We start from the raw sequence: 18159 nt of genomic DNA on the forward strand, positions 1-18159 counted from the left end.
CTCCTCCAGGGTGCGGGATGGCACTGCTGCGTTGCGCTGAGCGCGCGCTCAGAACCCATGCTACTTGTGGGTAACGTAGCAGCCCAGTCCCCCCGCCCCAAGCGGTGAAGGTCACACCCCGGGCGTCACACCTTCGGCGGAGCCGTCGAGCCGCGCGGAGTGAGGACCGGGGTCGGCACGGGGTGCGAACCGGGCCCCTCCCCGGTGATCACCCCGAACAGCGTCCGCGCCACGTCCGCGCCGAATCCGTGCACGTCGTGGCTCATCGCGGAGAGCGTCGGATGGGTCAGCCGGCACAGCTGGGAGTCGTCCCACGCCAGCAGGGACACGTCCTCCGGGACCCGCAGCCCCATCTCGGCCGCCACCGACAGGCCGGCCACCGCCATGATGTCGTTGTCGTACACGATCGCCGTCGGCCTCTCCGGCGGTGCGGCGGTCAGCAGCGAGCGGGTCGCCCGCGCGCCCGCGTCCCCCGAGAAGTCGGTGGCCACCTGCCAGGCCCGGGCGGCCGGCTCCAGCGCGCGGACCGCCTCGTCGAACGCGGCCGTACGGATCGAGGTGTGCCCGAGCGCCGCCGCGCCGCCCACCCGGGCGATCCGCCGGTGCCCGAGCGCCGCCAGGTAGCGCACCGCCTCGGTCACGGCCGTGGCGTCGTCGGTCCACACGGAGGTCAGCCCGCCGGTCAGCGAGGGGTGCCCGACGGCGACCGCCGGCAGCCCGAGCCGCCCGGCCACCGCCGGGCGGGGGTCGTCGGCCCGGAAGTCGACCAGGATCGACCCGCCGATCTGCCGCCCCCGCCACCACGACTCCATCAGCCCGACCTCCTCGTCCTGGCCGCGCACCAGCCGCAGCAGCAACGAGCAGGACCGTTCGACCAGGACGCTCTCCACACCGGAGATGAACTCCATGTAGAAGGGCTCCAGACCGAGCAGCCGGGCGGGCCGGCACACCGCCAGCCCCACCACGTCCACCCGCGAACCCGCCAGCGTGCGCGCGGTCGAGCTCGGCGCCCACCCGAGCTCCCGCGCCGCCCGGAAGATCCGGTCCCGGGTCGCCTCCGACAGGCCCGGCTTCCGGTTGAAGGCGAGGGACACGGCCCCCTTGGACACACCGGCGCGCGCGGCGACGTCCTTGATCGTGACGCGAGGGGGCGGTGTTGCCGTCATCGAGTGGGCTCCACGCAGTACAGGGCGGAACGGGCGCTGTCCGGGTCCGGAGTCTTCCAGCCCCGCACCCCTATCGTCACCCGTTCCCCGGGCAGCAGGGTCACCAGCCCCCGGTCGGCCCGCGCGTCCGGGTCCAGCCGGTCGGCCTGGAGCAGCAGGTCCCGTACCAGGGTGCGGGCCGTCACCGTGATCCCGCCCGGCGCGAGCGCGACCTCGAACTCCGGCCGGGGGTAGGCGACCTCCCGGTCCGGCACGGGGAAGTGCAGCGCCCGCAGCCCGTCCCCGCTCCCGGCTTCTCCCGAGCGGGAGGACCCCCACGCGTCGGCGACCAGGAACTCCCTCGGACCGGCCGGCACCAGCTCCGCGGGCACGCCGATCCCGGCCACGGTCCGCGCCTCGGCGGCCAGGGCCGGACCCGCCTCCGCGATCACCGTGCCCTCGACGGACATCCGCCGCAGCCGCAGCGTGCCGTGCCAGGCCTCGGCGGACTGGTTGACCGCCGCCAGCACCAGACCGCCGGCGTGCGCGCGCACGGTCAGCAGCCGGTCCGCGTACAGCCGCCGCAGCTCGTGGTAGAGCGGCTTCTCCCGCCCGTCCCCGTCGATCGCGGCCCAGGACGTCACCGGCCAGCAGTCGTTGAGCTGCCAGACCACCGTGCCCGCGCACAGGGGCCAGTGGGCGCGCCAGTGCTCGATCCCGGCCGCCACCGCACGGGCCTGGTTGACCTGCATCAGATAGTGCCAGCGGTCGAAGTCCCCCTCCGGCACGGCGAAGTGACGGGCCAGCCCGCGCTCCAGCTTGCCGTTGCCGTCGTCCGCCTTCTGGTGGTGCAGCATGCCGGGGGAGTCCGGCGCGAGCTCCTCCCCGGGCAGCGCCCGGCGCAGCGTGGCGTACGCGGGCGGCGCCTGCCAGCCGAACTCGGCCACGAAGCGCGGCACGTGCAGCCGGTAGTCGGCGTAGTCGGTGCGGTTCCACACCTCCCAGGAGTGGTGCGTGCCGTGCGCCGGGTCGTTCGGGTGGTGCAGCCAGGACCCGGACCAGGGGCTGCCCGCCGTGTACGGCCGCGTCGGGTCCAACTCGGCCACCACGCGCGGCAGTACGCCCAGGTAGTACCCCTCTCCCCAGGAGTCCCCGGCCAGCCCCGGCTCCCAGTCCCAGTCCCGGAAGCCCCACAGGTTCTCGTTGTTGCCGTTCCACAGCACCAGCGAGGGGTGCGGCATCAGCCGGACGACGTTCTCCCGGGCCTCCGCCTCCACCTCCCCGCGCAACGGCTGTTCCTCGGGGTAGGCCGCGCACGCGAACGGGAAGTCCTGCCAGACCAGCAGCCCCAGCTCGTCGCAGGCGTCGTAGAAGTCCTCGCTCTCGTAGATCCCGCCGCCCCAGACGCGGACCAGGTCCACGCCCGCGCCGGCCGCCTGCTCCAGCCGCCGCCGGTACCGCTCCCGGGTGATCCGGGACGGGAAGACGTCGTCCGGGATCCAGTTGACGCCCCGGGCGAACAGGCGCTCACCGTTGACGACCAGGGTGAAACCGGTGCCGTGCGCGTCGGGCGAGGTGTCCAGCTCCACGGTGCGGAACCCGATCCGGCGCCGCCACTCGTCCAGCGCACCCTCGCCGTGCAGCAGCGTCAGCGCGACGTCGTACAGCGGCTGCTCGCCGTACCCCCGGGGCCACCACAGCCGTACGTCCGGCACCTCGAGCCGTACGGTCCCGTGCGTCCCGTCGACCTCCGCGCGGGCGCGTACGCCGCCGACGCTCGCCTCGACGGTGAGCGGTGCCTCGACCCGGGTGCGCTCCACGTCGACGGCCAGCTCGACCCGGCCCACGCCGCCTTCGACCGTGACGAGCGGGCGCACCCGGGCGATCCGGGCCGTGGACCAGTGTTCGAGCCGCACCGGCCGCCAGATCCCGGCCGTCACCAGCGTCGGCCCCCAGTCCCAGCCGAACGAGCAGGCCATCTTGCGCACGTACTGGTAGGGCTCGGCGTAGGCGCCGGGCCGCTCGCCCACCCGGCCGCGCACCGCCTCGGCCTCGGCGTAGGCGGAGGCGAACCGCACCGCGAGCCGGCCGCTCAGCCCGGTCACGTCGAAGCGGTAGGAGCGGTGCATGTTGCGCACCCGGCCCAGTGGCCGGCCGTCGAGCAGGATCTCGGCGACGGTGTCGAGGCCGTCGAAGACGAGATCCGTCTGCTCGTGCGCGCCCGGTCCGGCGGCCAGCTCCGTCTCGTAGGTCCAGTCCCGCCGGCCCACCCACGCGACCTCGGCCTCGTTGCGGCCGAGGAACGGATCGGGGATCAGCCCGGCCGCCAGCAGGTCGGTGTGCACGCACCCCGGCACCACGGCGGGGAGCGGGTCCCCCGTGCCGTCCGGGTCGCGCAGACTCCATCCGTCGGTGAGTGGTGTGACCTGACGCATGCACACTCCCTAAACCGATTCATTCTTGCCTGGGAAACGTTTTGGCATCGTTGGCGCAATAGAGACTTTACCGGTTTAGCAAGGGCTGCCAGAGTGCCGAACCAGCCAACCCACTCGTGCTCGTCCGCCCCGTGAACGGAGCTGGTGCACATGAACCGCCGCAAGGCACTCGCCGGATCGATCGCCGTCCTCGCCCTCCTGGCCTCCGCCTGCACGGGCACAGGGGGCTCATCGGGGGGCGCGGACGCCGAGGCGCCCGACGACCCCTCCGAGGCCAAGGGGTCCATCACGGTCCTCACCCACCGGACCGACCTGGTGCAGGACGGGACGATGAAGAGGTACGCCGCCGAGTTCAACAGGACCTACCCCGGGGTGAAGGTCGAGTTCGACGCCCTCACCGACTACGAGGGCGAGGTCAAGATCCGGATGAACACCGAGAACTACGGCGACGTCCTGATGATCCCCGCGGTGATCGAGAAGAAGGACTACCCGAAGTTCTTCGCCTCCCTGGGCGGCGAGGCGGAGCGCGACGCCAAGTACCGCTTCACCGACTACTCCACCGTGGACGGCAAGGTCTACGGCCAGAGCCCCGTCGGCGTCGTCCCCGGGTTCGTCTACAACAAGAAGGTCTGGAGCGAGGCCGGCGTCACCGACTGGCCCACCACCCCCGACGAGTTCCTCGACGACCTGAAGGCGATCGAGTCGAAGACCGACGCGGTGCCGTACTACACCAACTTCAAGGACATGTGGCCGCTGACCCAGTGGACCAACGTCAACGGCTCCGTCGGCTGCGACACGAGCGCCACCACGAAACTCGCCGAGGGCGACCCGTGGGCCGAGGGCGCCGACCTGCGCGTGGCCGACACCCTGCTGTACGACATCGTGCGCGGCGGTCTCGCCGAGAAGGACCCGACCACCACCAACTGGGAGGCCTCCAAGCCGAAGCTGGCCAAGGGCGAGATCGCCACCATGTGGCTCGGCTCCTGGGCCGTCGTGCAGATGCGGGACGCCGCGAAGCAGGCCGGCACCGACCCCGCCGACATCGGCTTCATGCCCTTCCCGGCGCAGAAGGACGGCGCGTTCTGCGCGGTGACCTCCCCCGACTACCAGCAGGCCGTCAACGTCCACTCCGACAACAAGGCCGCCGCCCGCGCCTGGATCGACTGGTTCACCGACAAGTCCGGCTACGCGGAGGCCAATCTGGCGCTCTCCCCGCTCAAGGACGCCCCGCTGCCCGAGGTGCTGAAGCCGTACGAGGAGGAGGGCGTGAAGCTGCTCGACCTCGACGACACCAAGGGCGCCGAGGTGAAGTCCATCGACAACCAGTCCGAGGTCGGCATCTACAAGCCCGACTACCGCCAGGACCTCGTCGACCTGGCCCGCGGCGCGCGCAAGGGCAGCCTGGACGACTTCCTCGGCGACCTCACGAAGCGGTGGGCCGAGGCGCGGAAGTCCCTGGAGCCCTGATGACGGACACCACCCGCAAGGCGGCGCGGCCGGTGCCCCCGGCCGCGCCCGCCGGACCGAAGCGGGCACCCGCCCCGCGCGGCACACGGATCCGGGGCCGCCTCACCCCCTGGCTGTTCCTGATCGCACCGCTGGCCCTGTTGCTCACCTTCACCTACGCGCCGATCGCCAACATGATCGCGTACAGCTTCACCGACTGGGACGGCGTGAGCCCGGAGCTGAACTACACCGGCACCGAGAACTACACCGAACTCCTCACCCGCTCCGAGCTGTTCGAGGTGTTCTTCGTCAGCGGCTACTACCTCGTCGCCTCCGTGGTGCAGATCGTCCTCGCCCTGTACTTCGCCACGATCCTGAGCTTCGACGTCCGCTTCCGGAACTTCTTCAAGGGCGTGCTGTTCTTCCCCTACCTGATCAACGGGGTGGCGATCGGCTTCGTCTTCCTCTACTTCTTCCAGGACGGCGGCACCCTCGACTCCGTGCTGCGTCTGCTCGGCGTCGAGACCGACCACGCCTGGCTGGGCACGCCGTTCTCCGCGAACACCTCGCTCGCCGGCGTCTCGGTCTGGCGCTACCTGGGCCTGAACTTCGTGCTGTTCCTCGGCGCCATCCAGTCCATCCCGGGTGAGCTGTACGAGGCGGCCGAGATCGACGGCGCCGGCCGCTGGCACCAGTTCCGGCACATCATCGCGCCCGGCATCAAGCCCGTGCTGAGCCTGAGCGTCATCCTGTCCGTCTCCGGCTCGCTGTCGGTCTTCGAGATCCCGTACATCATGACCGGCGGCGCCACCGGCACCGAGACGTTCGTGATCCAGACCGTGAAGCTGGCCTTCCAGTTCAACAAGACGGGGCTCGCCTCGGCCGCCGCCGTCGTGCTGCTGCTGATCGTCCTGGCGGTCACCTGGGTGCAGCGGCGCATCGTCCCCGACGAGAAGGTGGACCTGGTATGACCCGCCGCACCGTGGCCCGCACCCTCGTGTACCTGTCGCTGATCCTCGCGACGCTGGTCGTGCTGCTGCCGCTCACCGTGGTCTTCCTGACCTCGCTGAAGTCCTCCGGGGAGATGGCGAACGGCAGCGGGGCGCTCGCCCTTCCCGACGACCCGCTGAACTTCGACAACTACGTGACGGCGTTCCGGGACGGCCAGATGCTCTCCGCCTTCGGCAACACGGCGGTCATCCTGGTCGTCGCCGTCGGCGGCACGATCCTCATCGGCTCGATGACGGCGTACGCGATCGACCGCTTCCACTTCCGCTTCAGGAAGCTGGTGGTCGCCCTGTTCCTGCTCGCCGCGCTGGTCCCCGGGGTGACCACCCAGGTGGCGACCTTCCAGATCGTCAACAGCTTCGGCATGTTCGACAGCCTGTGGGCACCGATCGCGCTCTACATGGGCACGGACATCGTGTCGATCTACATCTTCCTGCAGTTCATCCGCTCCATCCCCGTCTCCCTGGACGAGGCGGCACGCCTCGACGGCGCCAACGCCTTCGCCGTCTACCGCAAGGTGATCTTCCCGCTGCTCAAGCCGGCGATCGCGACGGTGGTGATCGTGAAGGGGATCAACGTCTACAACGACTTCTACATCCCCTTCCTCTACATGCCCTCCGAGGATCTCGGCGTGATCTCGACGTCCCTGTTCCGCTTCAAGGGCCCGTTCGGAGCGCACTGGGAGACGATCTCGGCGGGCGCGGTCCTGGTCATCCTGCCCACCCTGATCGTCTTCCTGTCCCTCCAGCGCTTCATCTACAACGGCTTCATGAGGGGGGCGACGAAGTAGCGCGCCCAGGGGCTAGGCGCCCTGGTCGGCACCGGAGGCCAGCGCGGCGACCAGTACCGGCGTCACCTGTTCCACCTGCCAGGCCCGCGCCCCGTACCCCGTCAGCGCGGCGGCGACCGACCGGGCGTCGGCCGGCTTCGGCGGCTCCCAGCACACCCGCCGCACCGTGTCCGGTGTGATCAGGTTCTCCGCCGGCATGTTCAGCCGCTCGGCGAGCGCGCTGACGCCCGCCCGGGCCGCGGCGAGCCGGGCCGCGGCCACCGGGTCCTTGTCGGCCCACGCGCGCGGCGGCGGGGGACCGGTCACCGGCTGGCCGGGCTGGGGCAGCTGGGACTCGCTCAGCGCCTTCGCCCGGTCGACGGCCGCCTGCCACTGCTCCAGCTGGCGCCGCCCCAGGCGCTGCCCGAACCCGTTCAGCGCGGCCAGGGCGTGGGTGTTGGCCGGCAGGGCGAGCGCGGCCTCCACGATGGCCGCGTCCGAGAGCACCTTGCCGGGGGAGACGTCCCGGCGCCGGGCGATCCGGTCGCGGGTCTGCCACAGCTCCCGTACGACGGCCATCTGCCGGCGCCGGCGCACCTTGTGCATGCCGGAGGTGCGCCGCCAGGGGTCCTTGCGGGGCTCCGGCGGCGGCGCCGAGGCGATCGCGTCGAACTCCTGCCGGGCCCACTCCAGCTTGCCCTGCCGGTCCAGCTCCTTCTCCAGCGCGTCCCGCAGGTCGACCAGGAGCTCGACGTCGAGGGCGGCGTAGCGCAGCCAGGGCTCGGGCAACGGGCGGGTGGACCAGTCGACGGCGGAGTGCCCCTTCTCCAGCACGTAGCCGAGCACGTTCTCGACCATCGCGCCGAGGCCGACCCGGGGGAACCCGGCCAGGCGTCCGGCCAGCTCGGTGTCGAAGAGCCGGGTGGGCACCATCCCTATCTCGCGCAGGCAGGGCAGGTCCTGGGTGGCGGCGTGCAGCACCCACTCGACGCCCGACAGCGCCTCGCCCAGAGCGGACAGGTCGGGGCAGGCGACGGGGTCGATCAGCGCGGTCCCGGCGCCCTCGCGGCGCAGCTGGACGAGGTAGGCGCGCTGCCCGTAGCGGTAGCCGGAGGCGCGCTCGGCGTCCACGGCGACGGGGCCGGTGCCCGCGGCGAAGGCGGCCACCACCTCGGCGAGGCCGGCCTCGTCCGCGATCACGGGCGGTACACCCTCACGGGGGGCGAGCAAGGGGATCGGCGCCTCCGTAGCAGAAGATCCGCCGTCGTCCGGAGGGGCGCCTCCGGTGGTTCGCAGTGAACTGTCTGCTGCGGTGTCGTGGGCGTCGGTCACATGTCAAGAGTATCCGTGCCGCGGAGGCGCCCGCCGACGGAACGTTCCGTCGGCGGGCGCCGGGGGGTCGTGAACCGGTCAGGACGGTGCGGGATCGGGCCCGCGGGGAGGGCGGGCCGGGAGCCGCGGCCGGTCCCGTTCGCGTCAGCGAAGCGACCGGTGGGGACGAGGGACGACGGGGGCAGGGGGAGGTCAGTGGATGATGCCGGTGCGCAGGGCCACCGCCACCATTCCGGCGCGGTCGCCCGTGCCGAGCTTGCGGGCGATGCGGGCGAGGTGGCTCTTGACGGTCAGCGCGGACAGGCCCATCGAGACGCCGATCGCCTTGTTCGACTGGCCCTCCGCCACCAGCCGCAGCACCTCGACCTCACGGCCGGACAGTTCGCGGTAGCCGCCCGGGTGGCTCGGAGCACCCGGGGGGCGGCGGTGCAGGCGCGCGGCGGCGGCGCCGATGGGAGCGGCACCGGGTCGGGTGGGGAGCCCGAGGTTGGTGCGGGTGCCGGTGACGACGTAGCCCTTCACGCCGCCGGCGAGGGCGTTGCGCACGGCACCGATGTCGTCGGCGGCGGACAGGGCGAGGCCGTTGGGCCAGCCCGCGGCGCGGGTCTCCGACAGGAGGGTGAGGCCGGAACCATCCGGCAGGTGGACTTCGGCGACGCAGATGTCGCGGGGGTTGCCGATGCGGGGACGAGCCTCCGCGACGGACGAGGCCTCGATGACATCGCGCACACCGAGCGCCCACAGGTGGCGGGTGACGGTGGAACGGACGCGGGGGTCGGCCACGACCACCATGGCGGTCGGCTTGTTCGGGCGGTAGGCGACCAGGCTTGCGGGCTGCTCGAGGAGAACGGACACCAGGCCTCCTGGGGTGCGGGACGGGGCCGGCTCGTGGGGGGTGAAGCCGGGATAACCGTGCTTTCAAGGTCACAGTCGTCTTCGGCAACAAACCTGGTGTCCTTTAGGGAATGATCACGATCTGGTGAGTAACAATCCGTGCAATTCGGACGCGCGATCGATCATTCGAAGATCGAACGGTTTCACTCTGCGTCGCAATGCTTCCGAAAGTGGCCGTATCGACAAAGAGATGGGCAACGGGGCCGGCGTCGTCGGCGACGGCCGGGAGCCCGCAGGGGACTCACCGCGACTGCGGCCCCCTCCGCTGCGGCAGCGTCACCACGGAGGCGTCCCCGGGGGCGGCCGGCGGCAGCCCCGCGACCTGGGCCAGCAGATCGCACCACGCGGCCAGATGGGCGGCCGTGTCCGGCACCCCGCCCAGACCCTCCCGGGGCGTCCAGGAGGCGCGGATCTCGATCTGCGAGGCGGCCGGCCGCTCCGACAGCCCGCCGAAGTAGTGGGAACTCGCACGGGTCACCGTGCCGCTCGGCTCGCCGTACGCCAGCCCGCGCGCCGCGAGCGCGCCGGTCAGCCAGGACCAGCACACGTCCGGCAGCAGCGGATCCGCGGCCATCTCCGGCTCCAGCTCCGCCCGCACCAGGGTCACCAGGCGGAAGGTGCCCCGCCAGGCGTCGTGCCCGGCCGGGTCGTGCAGCAGCACCAGCCGGCCGTCGGCCACGTCCTGCTCGCCGTCGACGACCGCCGCCTCCAGCGCGTACGCGTACGGCGCGAGCCGCTTGGGCGCGGGAGCCGGCTCCACCTCGATCTGCGGCCGCAGCCGCGCGCCGCGCAGCGCGTCGACAGCGGCTCGGAAGGGCAGCGGGGGCGCGCCCCCGTGCCCGGGATCCGTCCCGTTCTCCTTCGGTTCGTCCATTCCGCCAGCGCCGTCCGACAGTCGTCCCTGAGCCGCAGCCATGCGGGGAAGATTAAGGGGAACGGGTGCCCGGTGCGGGGAGGGACACCCGTGCCGCCCCGCGGTGTCCGGATCGTGTCCCACGGGCGCCGCGCACCAGGTGCCCTGCGGTGCGGGGGCGCCGGCGGACCGTGCGAGACTTGCCGGTGTGAGTGCCAACGTAAGCCCGACGGCGGGCATGCAGCCGACCGCGACGTACGACAGTGCCTTCCTGAAGGCGTGCAGGCGCGAACCCGTGCCGCACACCCCGGTGTGGTTCATGCGGCAGGCCGGGCGCTCACTGCCGGAGTACCGCAAGGTCCGCGAGGGCATCGGGATGCTCGAGTCCTGCATGCGCCCCGACCTGGTCACCGAGATCACGCTCCAGCCGGTGCGCCGCCACCGCGTCGACGCGGCGATCTACTTCAGCGACATCGTCGTCCCCCTCAAGGCCATCGGCATCGACCTCGACATCAAGCCCGGCGTCGGCCCGGTCGTCGAGCAGCCGGTCCGCACCCGCGCCGACCTCGCCCGGCTGCGCGACCTCACCCCCGAGGACGTCTCCTACGTCACCGAGGCGGTCGGCCAGCTGACCCGCGAGCTCGGGTCCACCCCGCTGATCGGCTTCGCGGGCGCCCCGTTCACCCTCGCGAGCTACCTCGTCGAGGGCGGCCCGTCCCGCACGTACGAGAACGCCAAGGCGATGATGTACGGCGACCCCGGGCTGTGGGCCGACCTGCTCGACCGCCTCGCGGACATCACCGCCGCGTTCCTCGAGGTCCAGATCGAGGCCGGCGCCTCGGCGGTCCAGCTGTTCGACTCCTGGGCCGGCGCGCTCGCCCCGGCCGACTACCGGCGCTCGGTGCTGCCCGCCTCGGCGAAGGTGTTCCGCGCGGTCGCCGGCTACGGCGTCCCGCGCATCCACTTCGGCGTCGGCACCGGTGAGCTCCTCGGCCCGATGGGCGAGGCCGGCGCGGACGTCGTGGGCGTCGACTGGCGCGTCCCGCTGGACGAGGCCGCCCGCCGCGTCGGCCCCGGCAAGGCGCTCCAGGGCAACCTCGACCCGACCGTGCTGTTCGCCGGCCGCGAGGCCGTCGAGGCCAGGACCCGGGAGGTGCTGCAGGCGGCCGCAGGCCTGGAGGGCCACGTCTTCAACCTCGGTCACGGCGTGATGCCGTCCACCGACCCGGACGCGCTGACCCGCCTCGTGGAGTACGTCCACACGCAGACCGCCCGCTGAGCCACCCCGGGTACCGGGGCCGGACGCGGTCCCGGTACCGCCGGCCGGCCCCCGTACGCGCCGGTCGGGAGTCGGATCCCGGGTACGGGGTACTGGGCATACGCTGTCCGCCACGTTCGCTCCCGGGCACGGGCAGGTGGAGGCCCCATGAGGCTCGAAATGTTCGACCCCGCTCCGATCGGCGTGGTCTTCACCGAAGGGCCGGAGCACCGGCTCGCGTACACCAACGAGCTCTACCGGAAGATCTTCGGGGACCGTCCGCTGGGCCGGCCCATCCGCCGGGCCTTTCCCGACCTCGAGCAGTCCGGCTACTTCGACATCTTCGACCGGGTCCTCGCCACCGGGAAGGCCGAAGTGCTCACGGCCGTCCCCGTCGGCCTGGCCTTCTCGGACGCGACGGACGAGGGGACGCGCTACTTCACGTTCAGCCTCTCCCCCGGCACGACGAGCGACGGCCGGCAAGGGGTGCTGGGCGTGCTCGTGGAGGTCACCGAGCAGGTCACCGCCGCCGAACGGATCCGCGTCCTGTCCGAGGAACGCCGCCGCGCGCTGCAGCGCTACCGCAGCCTGGTGCGGGCCGGAACCCAGATGGTGTGGGTGACGGGCCCCAAGGGCGGGGTGATCGAGCCGAGCCCCGGCTGGGAGCGGGTGACCGGGCAGAGCTGGGAGGAGTTCCGGGGCGACGGGTGGATCGACGCGGTCCACCCCGACGACCGCGCCGCCATCCTCGAGGAGTGGGGCCGGGCCCTGGAGGAGGTGCGGCCGCTGTTCACCCACACCTACCGGCTGCGGCTGGCCACCGGCGGCTACCGCCACTTCGCCGTCGCGGCGGCACCGGTCCGCGACGGGGACACGGTGATCGAGTGGGTGGGCACCTGCCGGGACGTCGAGCAGGAGTGGCAGGACGCCCGCCGCGAGGAGCTGCTGGCCCGCGCGACCGCCGTCACGGCCGACACCGCCCAGCTGGACGAGATGCTCGCCGCCCTCACCCGGGTGATCGTGCCCGCCCTCGCCGACAGCTGCACCATGTACCTCCTCCCGCAGGCCCTGCACCGCACGCCGGGGACCGCGCTGACCGCCGAACGCGTCGCCGCCGTCATCCGCGACGGCCACCCCGACCTGCCCCCGCACCACGCGGAGCACCTGGGGCCCGGCAGCCCGCTCGCCCGCGCCGCCGACCAGCGCCGCCCGGTCCACGCCGTCTTCCCGCCCGGCTCACCCCCGCCCGACCTCGCCCCGCCCGCCGCCGAACCCTGGCTGGCCCACGACGCCAACAGCGTCGTCGTGCTTCCCGTCGTCGTCGACGGCACCGCCGCCGCCCTGGTCGCCGCCTCCGTCACCGGTGACCGCCCGCCCCTGGGCCCACCCGAGATCAGCCTGCTGCAGACGCTCCTGGAACGGGCCCACACACCGCTCAGCAACGCCCTGGAGTACCAGCGCACCCGGCAGGTGGCGCTGGCCCTCCAGCGCAGCCTGCTCACCGAGCCGCCGGACGTGCCCGGCCTCGACATCGCCGTCCGCTACCGGCCCAGCACCTCGGCCGCCGAGGTCGGCGGCGACTGGTACGACTCCTTCGTGCTGCGCGACGGCGCCACCGTCCTCACCATCGGCGACGTCTCCGGGCACGACCTGCCCGCCGCCGTCACCATGAGCCAGCTGCGCAACATGCTGCGCGGACTCACCCTCGACCGCCAGGAACCCACCGGCACGATCCTGCGCCGCCTGGACGTCTCCCTGCAGACCCTCTACCTGGAGTGCACCGCCACCTGCATCCTGACCCGGGTCGAACGCCCGGCGCCCGGCCGTTTCCAGATCCACTACTCCGTCGCGGGACACCCCCCGCCGCTGCTGGTCGAAGCGGACGGCACCGCGCGCTTCCTGACCGAGGGCCGCTCCCCGATGCTCGGGCTCGTCCCGCACCCCGAGTACAGCAGCGCCCTGGAACCGCTGCCGCCCGGCTCGACCCTGCTGCTGTACACCGACGGGCTGGTGGAGCGCCGCGAGGAGGACCTCACCGTCGGTCTGGAGCGGTTGCGCCACCACGCGTCGATCGCCGTCCGGCGCCCGCTGGAGGCCTTCTGCGACGAGCTGCTCGCCGACCTGCTGACCGTCGACAACGACGATGACGTGGCCATGGTGGCCCTGCGACTGCCCGCGCCCCCCGCCGACGACCGCGATCACCGCGACGGCAGGCTCCACCGGAACCACGAGAGGCCGGACCGGTAGCGGGCACGTCCCGCCGGCCCTCCCGCGACAAACCCGCCCCCTTGCTACTCAAATTTGACTACAGTGGCGGGCATGAGTGAGAGGACCATCCCGATCCTGCCGTGCCGGACCCTCCAGCCCGTTCTCGACTTCTACACCGTCCTCGGGTTCGAGGTGACCTTCCAGCAGAAGAGCCCCCATCCGTACGCGGTGGTGGAGCGCGGCGGCATCCAGCTCCACTTCTTCGGAATGAAGCAGTACGAGCCGGCCGAGTCGTTCAGCACGTGTCACATCCGCACCGATGACGTGGACGGTCTGCACGAGGTCTTCCGGACCAGGCTCAAGGCGGCGTACGGGAGGATCCCGACCCGGGGGCTGCCGCGCATCGGGCCGCTGAAGGACACGTCGCACGGCGTGCGGCAGTTCCTCGTGACCGATCCGGGCGGCAACTGCCTCCGCGTCGGGCAGCCGACGGGCCGGGACCAGCACCACCGGCCCGCCCCCGGGGGAACCTTTTCCCGGGCCCTCCACCACGCCTCCCTGTTCGCGGACTCGAGGGAGGACCCGGAGGGCGCCGCGAAGATCGTCGACCGGGTGCTGCGCATCGAGGACGAACGGCCGACGCCCGTGCAGCTGCTCCGCCTCCTCGTGCTGCGTGCGGATGTCGCCCGGCGCCTCGGTGACGAAGAGACCGCGGCCTCCGCGCTCGCCCGGGCCGCCGCGGTCCGCCTCACCGACCGGGAGCGGGAGTCGGTGCACGACGACCTCGAGCGTCTCGAGGAGCTGAGGGGCTGCCGCTGACCGGCGGAGGCGGAGTCCGGCAGCGCGCGTATCGCTGCGACGGCCGGGGCTCCGCTCGTGCGCCGCCCCGGCTCCCTCACCGACCCGGCCGTGCGTGCCTGCCGTACCGCACGCCGCGCGGCTCCGGCGGTGGCGCAGTGCCGGGACGCAGCGGCCAGGCGATCAGCATGCCCGCCACGAAGCCGGCGACGTGTGCCAGATAGGCCACGGTCCCGGCCTGCGAGACGCCTCCGCCGGACGAGTACACGGCCTGCAGCACGAACCACGAGCCCAGCACGGTCCAGGCGGGCAGCCGCAGCGGCAGGAAGATCAGGAACGGCACCAGCACCCACACGCGTGCCTTCGGATACAGCACCAGGTAGGCGCCCAGCACCCCCGCGATGGCTCCGGAGGCGCCGATCAGCGGGGCGCCCGAACCGGAGTTCGCGAGGGCGAAGACGTACGCGGCCGCGTAGCCGCAGACGACGTAGAACAGCAGGAAGCGGACGTGCCCCATGCGGTCCTCGATGTTGTTGCCGAAGATCCACAGGAAGAGCAGGTTGCCCAGCAGGTGCAGCCAGCCGCCGTGCAGGAACATCGACGTCAGGACGCTCAGCTCCGGGACCTTCTCGTAACCCGGCGGCCCCACCACGCACCCCGGCCCCTGCGGTCCCACCCCGGTGTCGCCCGTGGGCACCAGGCGGGGCATCCGGTGGTGGATCAGCTCCTGCGGCACCACCGCGTACCGCTCCAGGAACGCCTGGAGGCCGCACAGCTGCGCGAGACCGCCCTCGCCCGTCAGCGAACCGGCGACACCGGGGGTGAGGAACACGAAGACGGTGAAGTTGGCGGCGAGCAGTGCGTACGTCACCCAGGGAGTGCGCCGCGCGGGGTTCACGTCATGGACGGGGATCACCACATCCCCCTTGTGCCCGGGCGGCGGTCGGTGAATCCGCGGCGGCGCTGAACACCGCCGTCCGGCCGTGCGTATCTGTCGTCAACCGCCCGCGGCGCGGGGAAGGGGTCGCGGGGCCGACGTGAGGAACACACGATGAACGACCGAGTGACCCCCGCCCTGCACGCGCTGCCCGGCGGCGAGGCCGAGCTCACGCTCGTGGTGCGCCTGCCCTGGGAGGACGTCGCCCGGCTGGGCCAGGAGGCGGGACGGCTCGCCGCCCAGACGCAGCGGCCGGTCACGCTGGACGAGGCGGCGGGCCACCGCCTGCGCTCGGCGCGGACCGCGGCGCACGCCAGGCCGGCGGGGGAGCAGCCGCCCCCGGCGCCCTCGAGCGCCTCCGTCTCGTCGCTGCCCGCGCGCCCGTCGGCCGAGCAGGCGCGCCAGGCCATCGAACGGATCACCGGGACGGCGTAGCCGGACTCCGCCTCCGGCCCACCCGGCTCACCGCCTCCGGCTCACCCCGTGCCCCGGATCTTCGCCGCCGCCTTGCGGGCCGCCACCAGGACCGGGTCCCAGACCGGTGAGAAGGGCGGCGCGTAGCCCAGGTCCAGGGTCGTCATCTGCTCCACCGTCATACCGGCCGTGAGGGCCACCGCGGCGATGTCGACCCGCTTGCCCGCGCCCTCGCGGCCGACGATCTGGACGCCGAGGAGGCGGCCGGTGCGCACTTCGGCGAGCATCTTCACCGTCATGGGGGAGGCGTTCGGGTAGTAGCCCGCGCGGCTGGTCGACTCGACGGTGACGGTCTCGAACCGCAGGCCCACGCGGCGGGCGTCCTTCTCGCGCAGGCCGGTGCGCGCGATCTCCAGGTCGCACACCTTGCTGACCGCCGTACCGACCACACCGGGGAAGGTGGCGTAGCCGCCGCCGACGTTGGCGCCGATGATCTGACCGTGCTTGTTGGCGTGCGTGCCGAGCGGGACGTGCCGCTGCTGTCCGGAGACCAGGTCGAGCACCTCCACGCAGTCGCCGCCGGCCCACACGTTCTCCTGCCCGCGCACCCGCAGGGACCGGTCGGTCAGCAGTCCGCCGTGCTCGCCCAGGGGGAGTCCCGCCGCCCGCGCGAGGGCCGTCTCGGGCCGCACCCCGATGCCGAGGACGACGACGTCCGCGGGGTACTCGGCCTCCCCGGCGACGACCGCCCGCACCCGGCCGTCGTCCCCCACGAGCAGCTCGGTGACCTCGGCGCCGTTGACCATGGTGATCCCCATGCCCACCATGGCCTCGTGCACCAGGCACCCCATGTCGGGGTCGAGGGTGGCCATGGGCTCCTCGCCCCGGTTGACGACCGTCACCTCGTAGCCGCGGTTGATCATCGCCTCGGCCATCTCCACGCCGATGTAGCCCGCCCCGACGACCACCGCGCGGCCGCCACGCGTGCGGGCCGACGTGTCGAGCAGCGCCTGCCCGTCGTCCAGGGTCTGCACCCCGTGCACCCCGGGGGCGTCCATGCCGGGCAGCTCCGGGCGGATCGGCCGCGCACCGGTCGCGATCACCAGCTTGTCGTACGACGTCCAGGACTCGGCCCCGGAATCGACGTCACGCGCGCGTACGCGTCCCCGGCCGAGGTCGAGCTCCGTCACCTCGGTGCGCAGCCGCAGATCGATGTCCCGCGCGCGGTGCTCCTCGGGCGTGCGGGCGATCAGCAGGTCCCGTTCGGGGACGTCACCGCCCACCCAGTACGGGATGCCGCACGCCGAGTAGGAGGTGAAGTGGCCGCGCTCGAACGCCACGATCTCCAGCTCGTCCGGGCCCTTCAGCCGACGGGCCTGCGACGCCGCGGACATCCCCGCGGCGTCGCCGCCGATCACGACCAGGCGTTCCCGCGTGCCCCGCGCACTCCGCGCATCGCTCATGCTCATGCGAACACGCTACGGGGGCAGGGCCTTTCGGGTCCGGCCCGGGCCCGCCGCAGAGCCCTTCAGCCCTCCCCGTTCCCCCCGCTCTCCTCCGTTCCGCCGCGGGCCGGCCGCTGTGCCGGCCGGGCCGCCGGCAGCGGACCCGGGGCGCTCGTCGCGGGCGCCGGCACCGGTCGCCGCGGCAGCCGGGGACGCACGGCCTTCTGCCACAGCAGGACGAGCAGGACGACCGCCGCCGCGAACGGCAGCACCGCGCCGATCGCCACCGCCAGCCAGCGCAGCATCGTCACGAACGCGTCCCAGCCGCCCGCGAGCGCGTCCACGAAGCCGGGGTCGTCGTCCCGCGCGGCCTTCTCCACCGGCCTCTCGGACAGGGACAGGGTGATGGTGGCCAGGCTCGTCCGGTCCTTCAGCGACTCCTGACGGGCGAGCAGGGCCTCCAGATCGGCCTGACGGGTGCTCAGTTCCCCTTCCAGGGTGACCACGTCACTGAGCCTGGTGGCCCGGTCCATCAGCTCGCGGATACGGGCCACGCTGGCGCGCTGCGACGTGATCCGGCTCTCCACGTCGACCACCTGGTCGGTGACGTCCTGCGCCTTCGCGCTGCGTTCGAGGAGCGTGCCCGCGCCTTCCAGGTCGGCGAGGACCTCCTCGTACCGCGCGACGGGCACGCGCAGCACCACGCGCGTGCGCTCGTGCCCCTCCTCGTCGCGGGTGGTGGTCTCGTTGCCGACGTAGCCGCCCGCGTCCTCCGTGGTGGCGCGGGCCTCGTCCAGGGCCTTCGGGACGTCCTTCACCCGTACGGTCAGTGAGGCGGTGCGGATGATGTGCTGAGCGGGGGCCTTCGCCGGCGCCGTCGCCCGGGCACCGTCCGCCGCGCCGCCGGGCGCGCCCTGCTCGGCACCCTCCGGCGCCGCCTGGGCGTCCGCCTGCGCGGCGGCCTTGCCGCCACCGTCCGCCGTGCTGCCGGAGGCGTCGTCGGTGCCGCTGCACCCGGTGACCGCGAGGGCCGCGGACAGCAGGACCGCGGCCAGGGCGTGGGCCGGTCGTACGGATCGTCGTGTGCGCATGTGGGTCTTCCCCCCGGGGTCGTGACGACTGACGCTCCTACGACGCCGGACGGGCACGGGACGTTGGCGCGAAACGGTCCCGATGAGGTCACGGTAGGGACTCGGCGGGGACGGCCCGGGGAGGGT

At 72.8% G+C, this 18159-nt stretch carries 15 protein-coding genes; 7 read left to right on the top strand and 8 right to left on the bottom strand.

From position 1 onward, the window contains the following. Positions 1-125: 125 nt before the first annotated feature. Positions 126-1166: a LacI family DNA-binding transcriptional regulator gene (locus RIM90_RS05355; RefSeq protein WP_309059383.1), complete on the bottom strand. Its 1041-nt coding sequence runs from the start codon at positions 1164-1166 to the stop codon at positions 126-128. Continuing rightward, positions 1163-3580 (bottom strand): glycoside hydrolase family 2 protein, encoded by a 2418-nt coding sequence (locus tag RIM90_RS05360; RefSeq protein WP_309059384.1) that lies wholly within the window; start codon positions 3578-3580, stop codon positions 1163-1165. Before RIM90_RS05360 ends, RIM90_RS05355 begins: the two co-directional genes overlap by 4 nt. Positions 3581-3730: 150 nt before the next feature. Between RIM90_RS05360 and RIM90_RS05365 the strand changes: the two genes are divergently transcribed. The 3 genes from RIM90_RS05365 to RIM90_RS05375 are packed head-to-tail and all read left to right on the top strand — an operon-like array spanning position 3731 to position 6824. Continuing rightward, positions 3731-5047, top strand: coding sequence for an ABC transporter substrate-binding protein (locus RIM90_RS05365; protein ID WP_309059385.1), 1317 nt, complete (start codon positions 3731-3733; stop codon positions 5045-5047). Then, positions 5047-5997, top strand: coding sequence for a sugar ABC transporter permease (locus RIM90_RS05370; RefSeq protein ID WP_309059386.1), 951 nt, complete (start codon positions 5047-5049; stop codon positions 5995-5997). Before RIM90_RS05365 ends, RIM90_RS05370 begins: the two co-directional genes overlap by 1 nt. Then, positions 5994-6824 (top strand): carbohydrate ABC transporter permease, encoded by an 831-nt coding sequence (locus RIM90_RS05375; RefSeq protein ID WP_309059387.1) that lies wholly within the window; start codon positions 5994-5996, stop codon positions 6822-6824. Before RIM90_RS05370 ends, RIM90_RS05375 begins: the two co-directional genes overlap by 4 nt. Before the next feature lie 12 nt (positions 6825-6836). On the opposite strand, the gene RIM90_RS05380 is transcribed toward RIM90_RS05375, so the two are convergent. The 3 genes from RIM90_RS05380 to RIM90_RS05390 all read right to left on the bottom strand — a co-directional run bounded on the left by RIM90_RS05380 (position 6837) and on the right by RIM90_RS05390 (position 9945). Continuing rightward, the gene (locus tag RIM90_RS05380) at positions 6837-8135 is read right to left on the bottom strand and encodes a ribonuclease D (RefSeq protein ID WP_309059388.1); all 1299 of its coding nucleotides are present in this window, start codon (positions 8133-8135) and stop codon (positions 6837-6839) included. A gap of 192 nt (positions 8136-8327) precedes the next feature. Beyond that, positions 8328-8990, bottom strand: a complete 663-nt coding sequence (locus tag RIM90_RS05385; protein WP_004923664.1) for a response regulator transcription factor — start codon at positions 8988-8990, stop codon at positions 8328-8330. A gap of 280 nt (positions 8991-9270) precedes the next feature. Next, positions 9271-9945, bottom strand: coding sequence for a DUF3000 domain-containing protein (locus RIM90_RS05390; RefSeq protein ID WP_309059389.1), 675 nt, complete (start codon positions 9943-9945; stop codon positions 9271-9273). 145 nt (positions 9946-10090) lie between these two features. Here RIM90_RS05390 and hemE point away from each other — a divergent pair, with 145 nt between their 5' ends. The 3 genes from hemE to RIM90_RS05405 all read left to right on the top strand — a co-directional run bounded on the left by hemE (position 10091) and on the right by RIM90_RS05405 (position 14167). Beyond that, the gene (hemE, locus tag RIM90_RS05395) at positions 10091-11161 is read left to right on the top strand and encodes a uroporphyrinogen decarboxylase (RefSeq protein ID WP_309059390.1); all 1071 of its coding nucleotides are present in this window, start codon (positions 10091-10093) and stop codon (positions 11159-11161) included. Positions 11162-11308: 147 nt separating this feature from the next. Then, the gene (locus RIM90_RS05400) at positions 11309-13387 is read left to right on the top strand and encodes a SpoIIE family protein phosphatase (RefSeq protein ID WP_309059391.1); all 2079 of its coding nucleotides are present in this window, start codon (positions 11309-11311) and stop codon (positions 13385-13387) included. Positions 13388-13459: 72 nt separating this feature from the next. Then, a complete protein-coding gene (locus RIM90_RS05405; protein ID WP_309059392.1) occupies positions 13460-14167 on the top strand; it encodes a VOC family protein in 708 nt (235 codons plus the stop codon). A gap of 76 nt (positions 14168-14243) precedes the next feature. Here the strand turns inward: RIM90_RS05405 and RIM90_RS05410 are convergent, their stop codons facing one another. Then, positions 14244-15065 (bottom strand): rhomboid family intramembrane serine protease, encoded by an 822-nt coding sequence (locus tag RIM90_RS05410; protein WP_309059393.1) that lies wholly within the window; start codon positions 15063-15065, stop codon positions 14244-14246. Positions 15066-15197: 132 nt separating this feature from the next. Between RIM90_RS05410 and RIM90_RS05415 the strand changes: the two genes are divergently transcribed. After that, a complete protein-coding gene (locus tag RIM90_RS05415) occupies positions 15198-15518 on the top strand; it encodes a hypothetical protein (RefSeq protein ID WP_309059394.1) in 321 nt (106 codons plus the stop codon). Positions 15519-15559: 41 nt separating this feature from the next. On the opposite strand, the gene RIM90_RS05420 is transcribed toward RIM90_RS05415, so the two are convergent. Both RIM90_RS05420 and RIM90_RS05425 read right to left on the bottom strand, forming a co-directional pair. Further along, positions 15560-16966: an FAD-dependent oxidoreductase gene (locus tag RIM90_RS05420; protein ID WP_309059395.1), complete on the bottom strand. Its 1407-nt coding sequence runs from the start codon at positions 16964-16966 to the stop codon at positions 15560-15562. A 59-nt stretch (positions 16967-17025) separates the two neighbouring features. Next, positions 17026-18033 (bottom strand): DUF4349 domain-containing protein, encoded by a 1008-nt coding sequence (locus RIM90_RS05425; protein ID WP_309059396.1) that lies wholly within the window; start codon positions 18031-18033, stop codon positions 17026-17028. Between the last annotated feature and the right edge of the window lie 126 nt (positions 18034-18159).

It is taken from the genome of Streptomyces sp. (genome assembly GCF_031181555.1).
Taxonomy (GTDB): domain Bacteria; phylum Actinomycetota; class Actinomycetes; order Streptomycetales; family Streptomycetaceae; genus Streptomyces; species Streptomyces fimbriatus.

Coding starts and splice junctions, on each gene's coding strand:
- RIM90_RS05400 (WP_309059391.1), top strand. CDS start 11,309: ATGAGGCTCGAAATGTTCGACCCCGCTCCGATCGGCGTGGTCTTCACC.
- RIM90_RS05420 (WP_309059395.1), bottom strand. CDS start 16,966: ATGAGCATGAGCGATGCGCGGAGTGCGCGGGGCACGCGGGAACGCCTG.
- RIM90_RS05365 (WP_309059385.1), top strand. CDS start 3,731: ATGAACCGCCGCAAGGCACTCGCCGGATCGATCGCCGTCCTCGCCCTC.
- RIM90_RS05355 (WP_309059383.1), bottom strand. CDS start 1,166: ATGACGGCAACACCGCCCCCTCGCGTCACGATCAAGGACGTCGCCGCG.
- RIM90_RS05360 (WP_309059384.1), bottom strand. CDS start 3,580: ATGCGTCAGGTCACACCACTCACCGACGGATGGAGTCTGCGCGACCCG.
- RIM90_RS05425 (WP_309059396.1), bottom strand. CDS start 18,033: ATGCGCACACGACGATCCGTACGACCGGCCCACGCCCTGGCCGCGGTC.
- RIM90_RS05375 (WP_309059387.1), top strand. CDS start 5,994: ATGACCCGCCGCACCGTGGCCCGCACCCTCGTGTACCTGTCGCTGATC.
- RIM90_RS05370 (WP_309059386.1), top strand. CDS start 5,047: ATGACGGACACCACCCGCAAGGCGGCGCGGCCGGTGCCCCCGGCCGCG.
- RIM90_RS05405 (WP_309059392.1), top strand. CDS start 13,460: ATGAGTGAGAGGACCATCCCGATCCTGCCGTGCCGGACCCTCCAGCCC.
- RIM90_RS05415 (WP_309059394.1), top strand. CDS start 15,198: ATGAACGACCGAGTGACCCCCGCCCTGCACGCGCTGCCCGGCGGCGAG.
- RIM90_RS05390 (WP_309059389.1), bottom strand. CDS start 9,945: ATGGCTGCGGCTCAGGGACGACTGTCGGACGGCGCTGGCGGAATGGAC.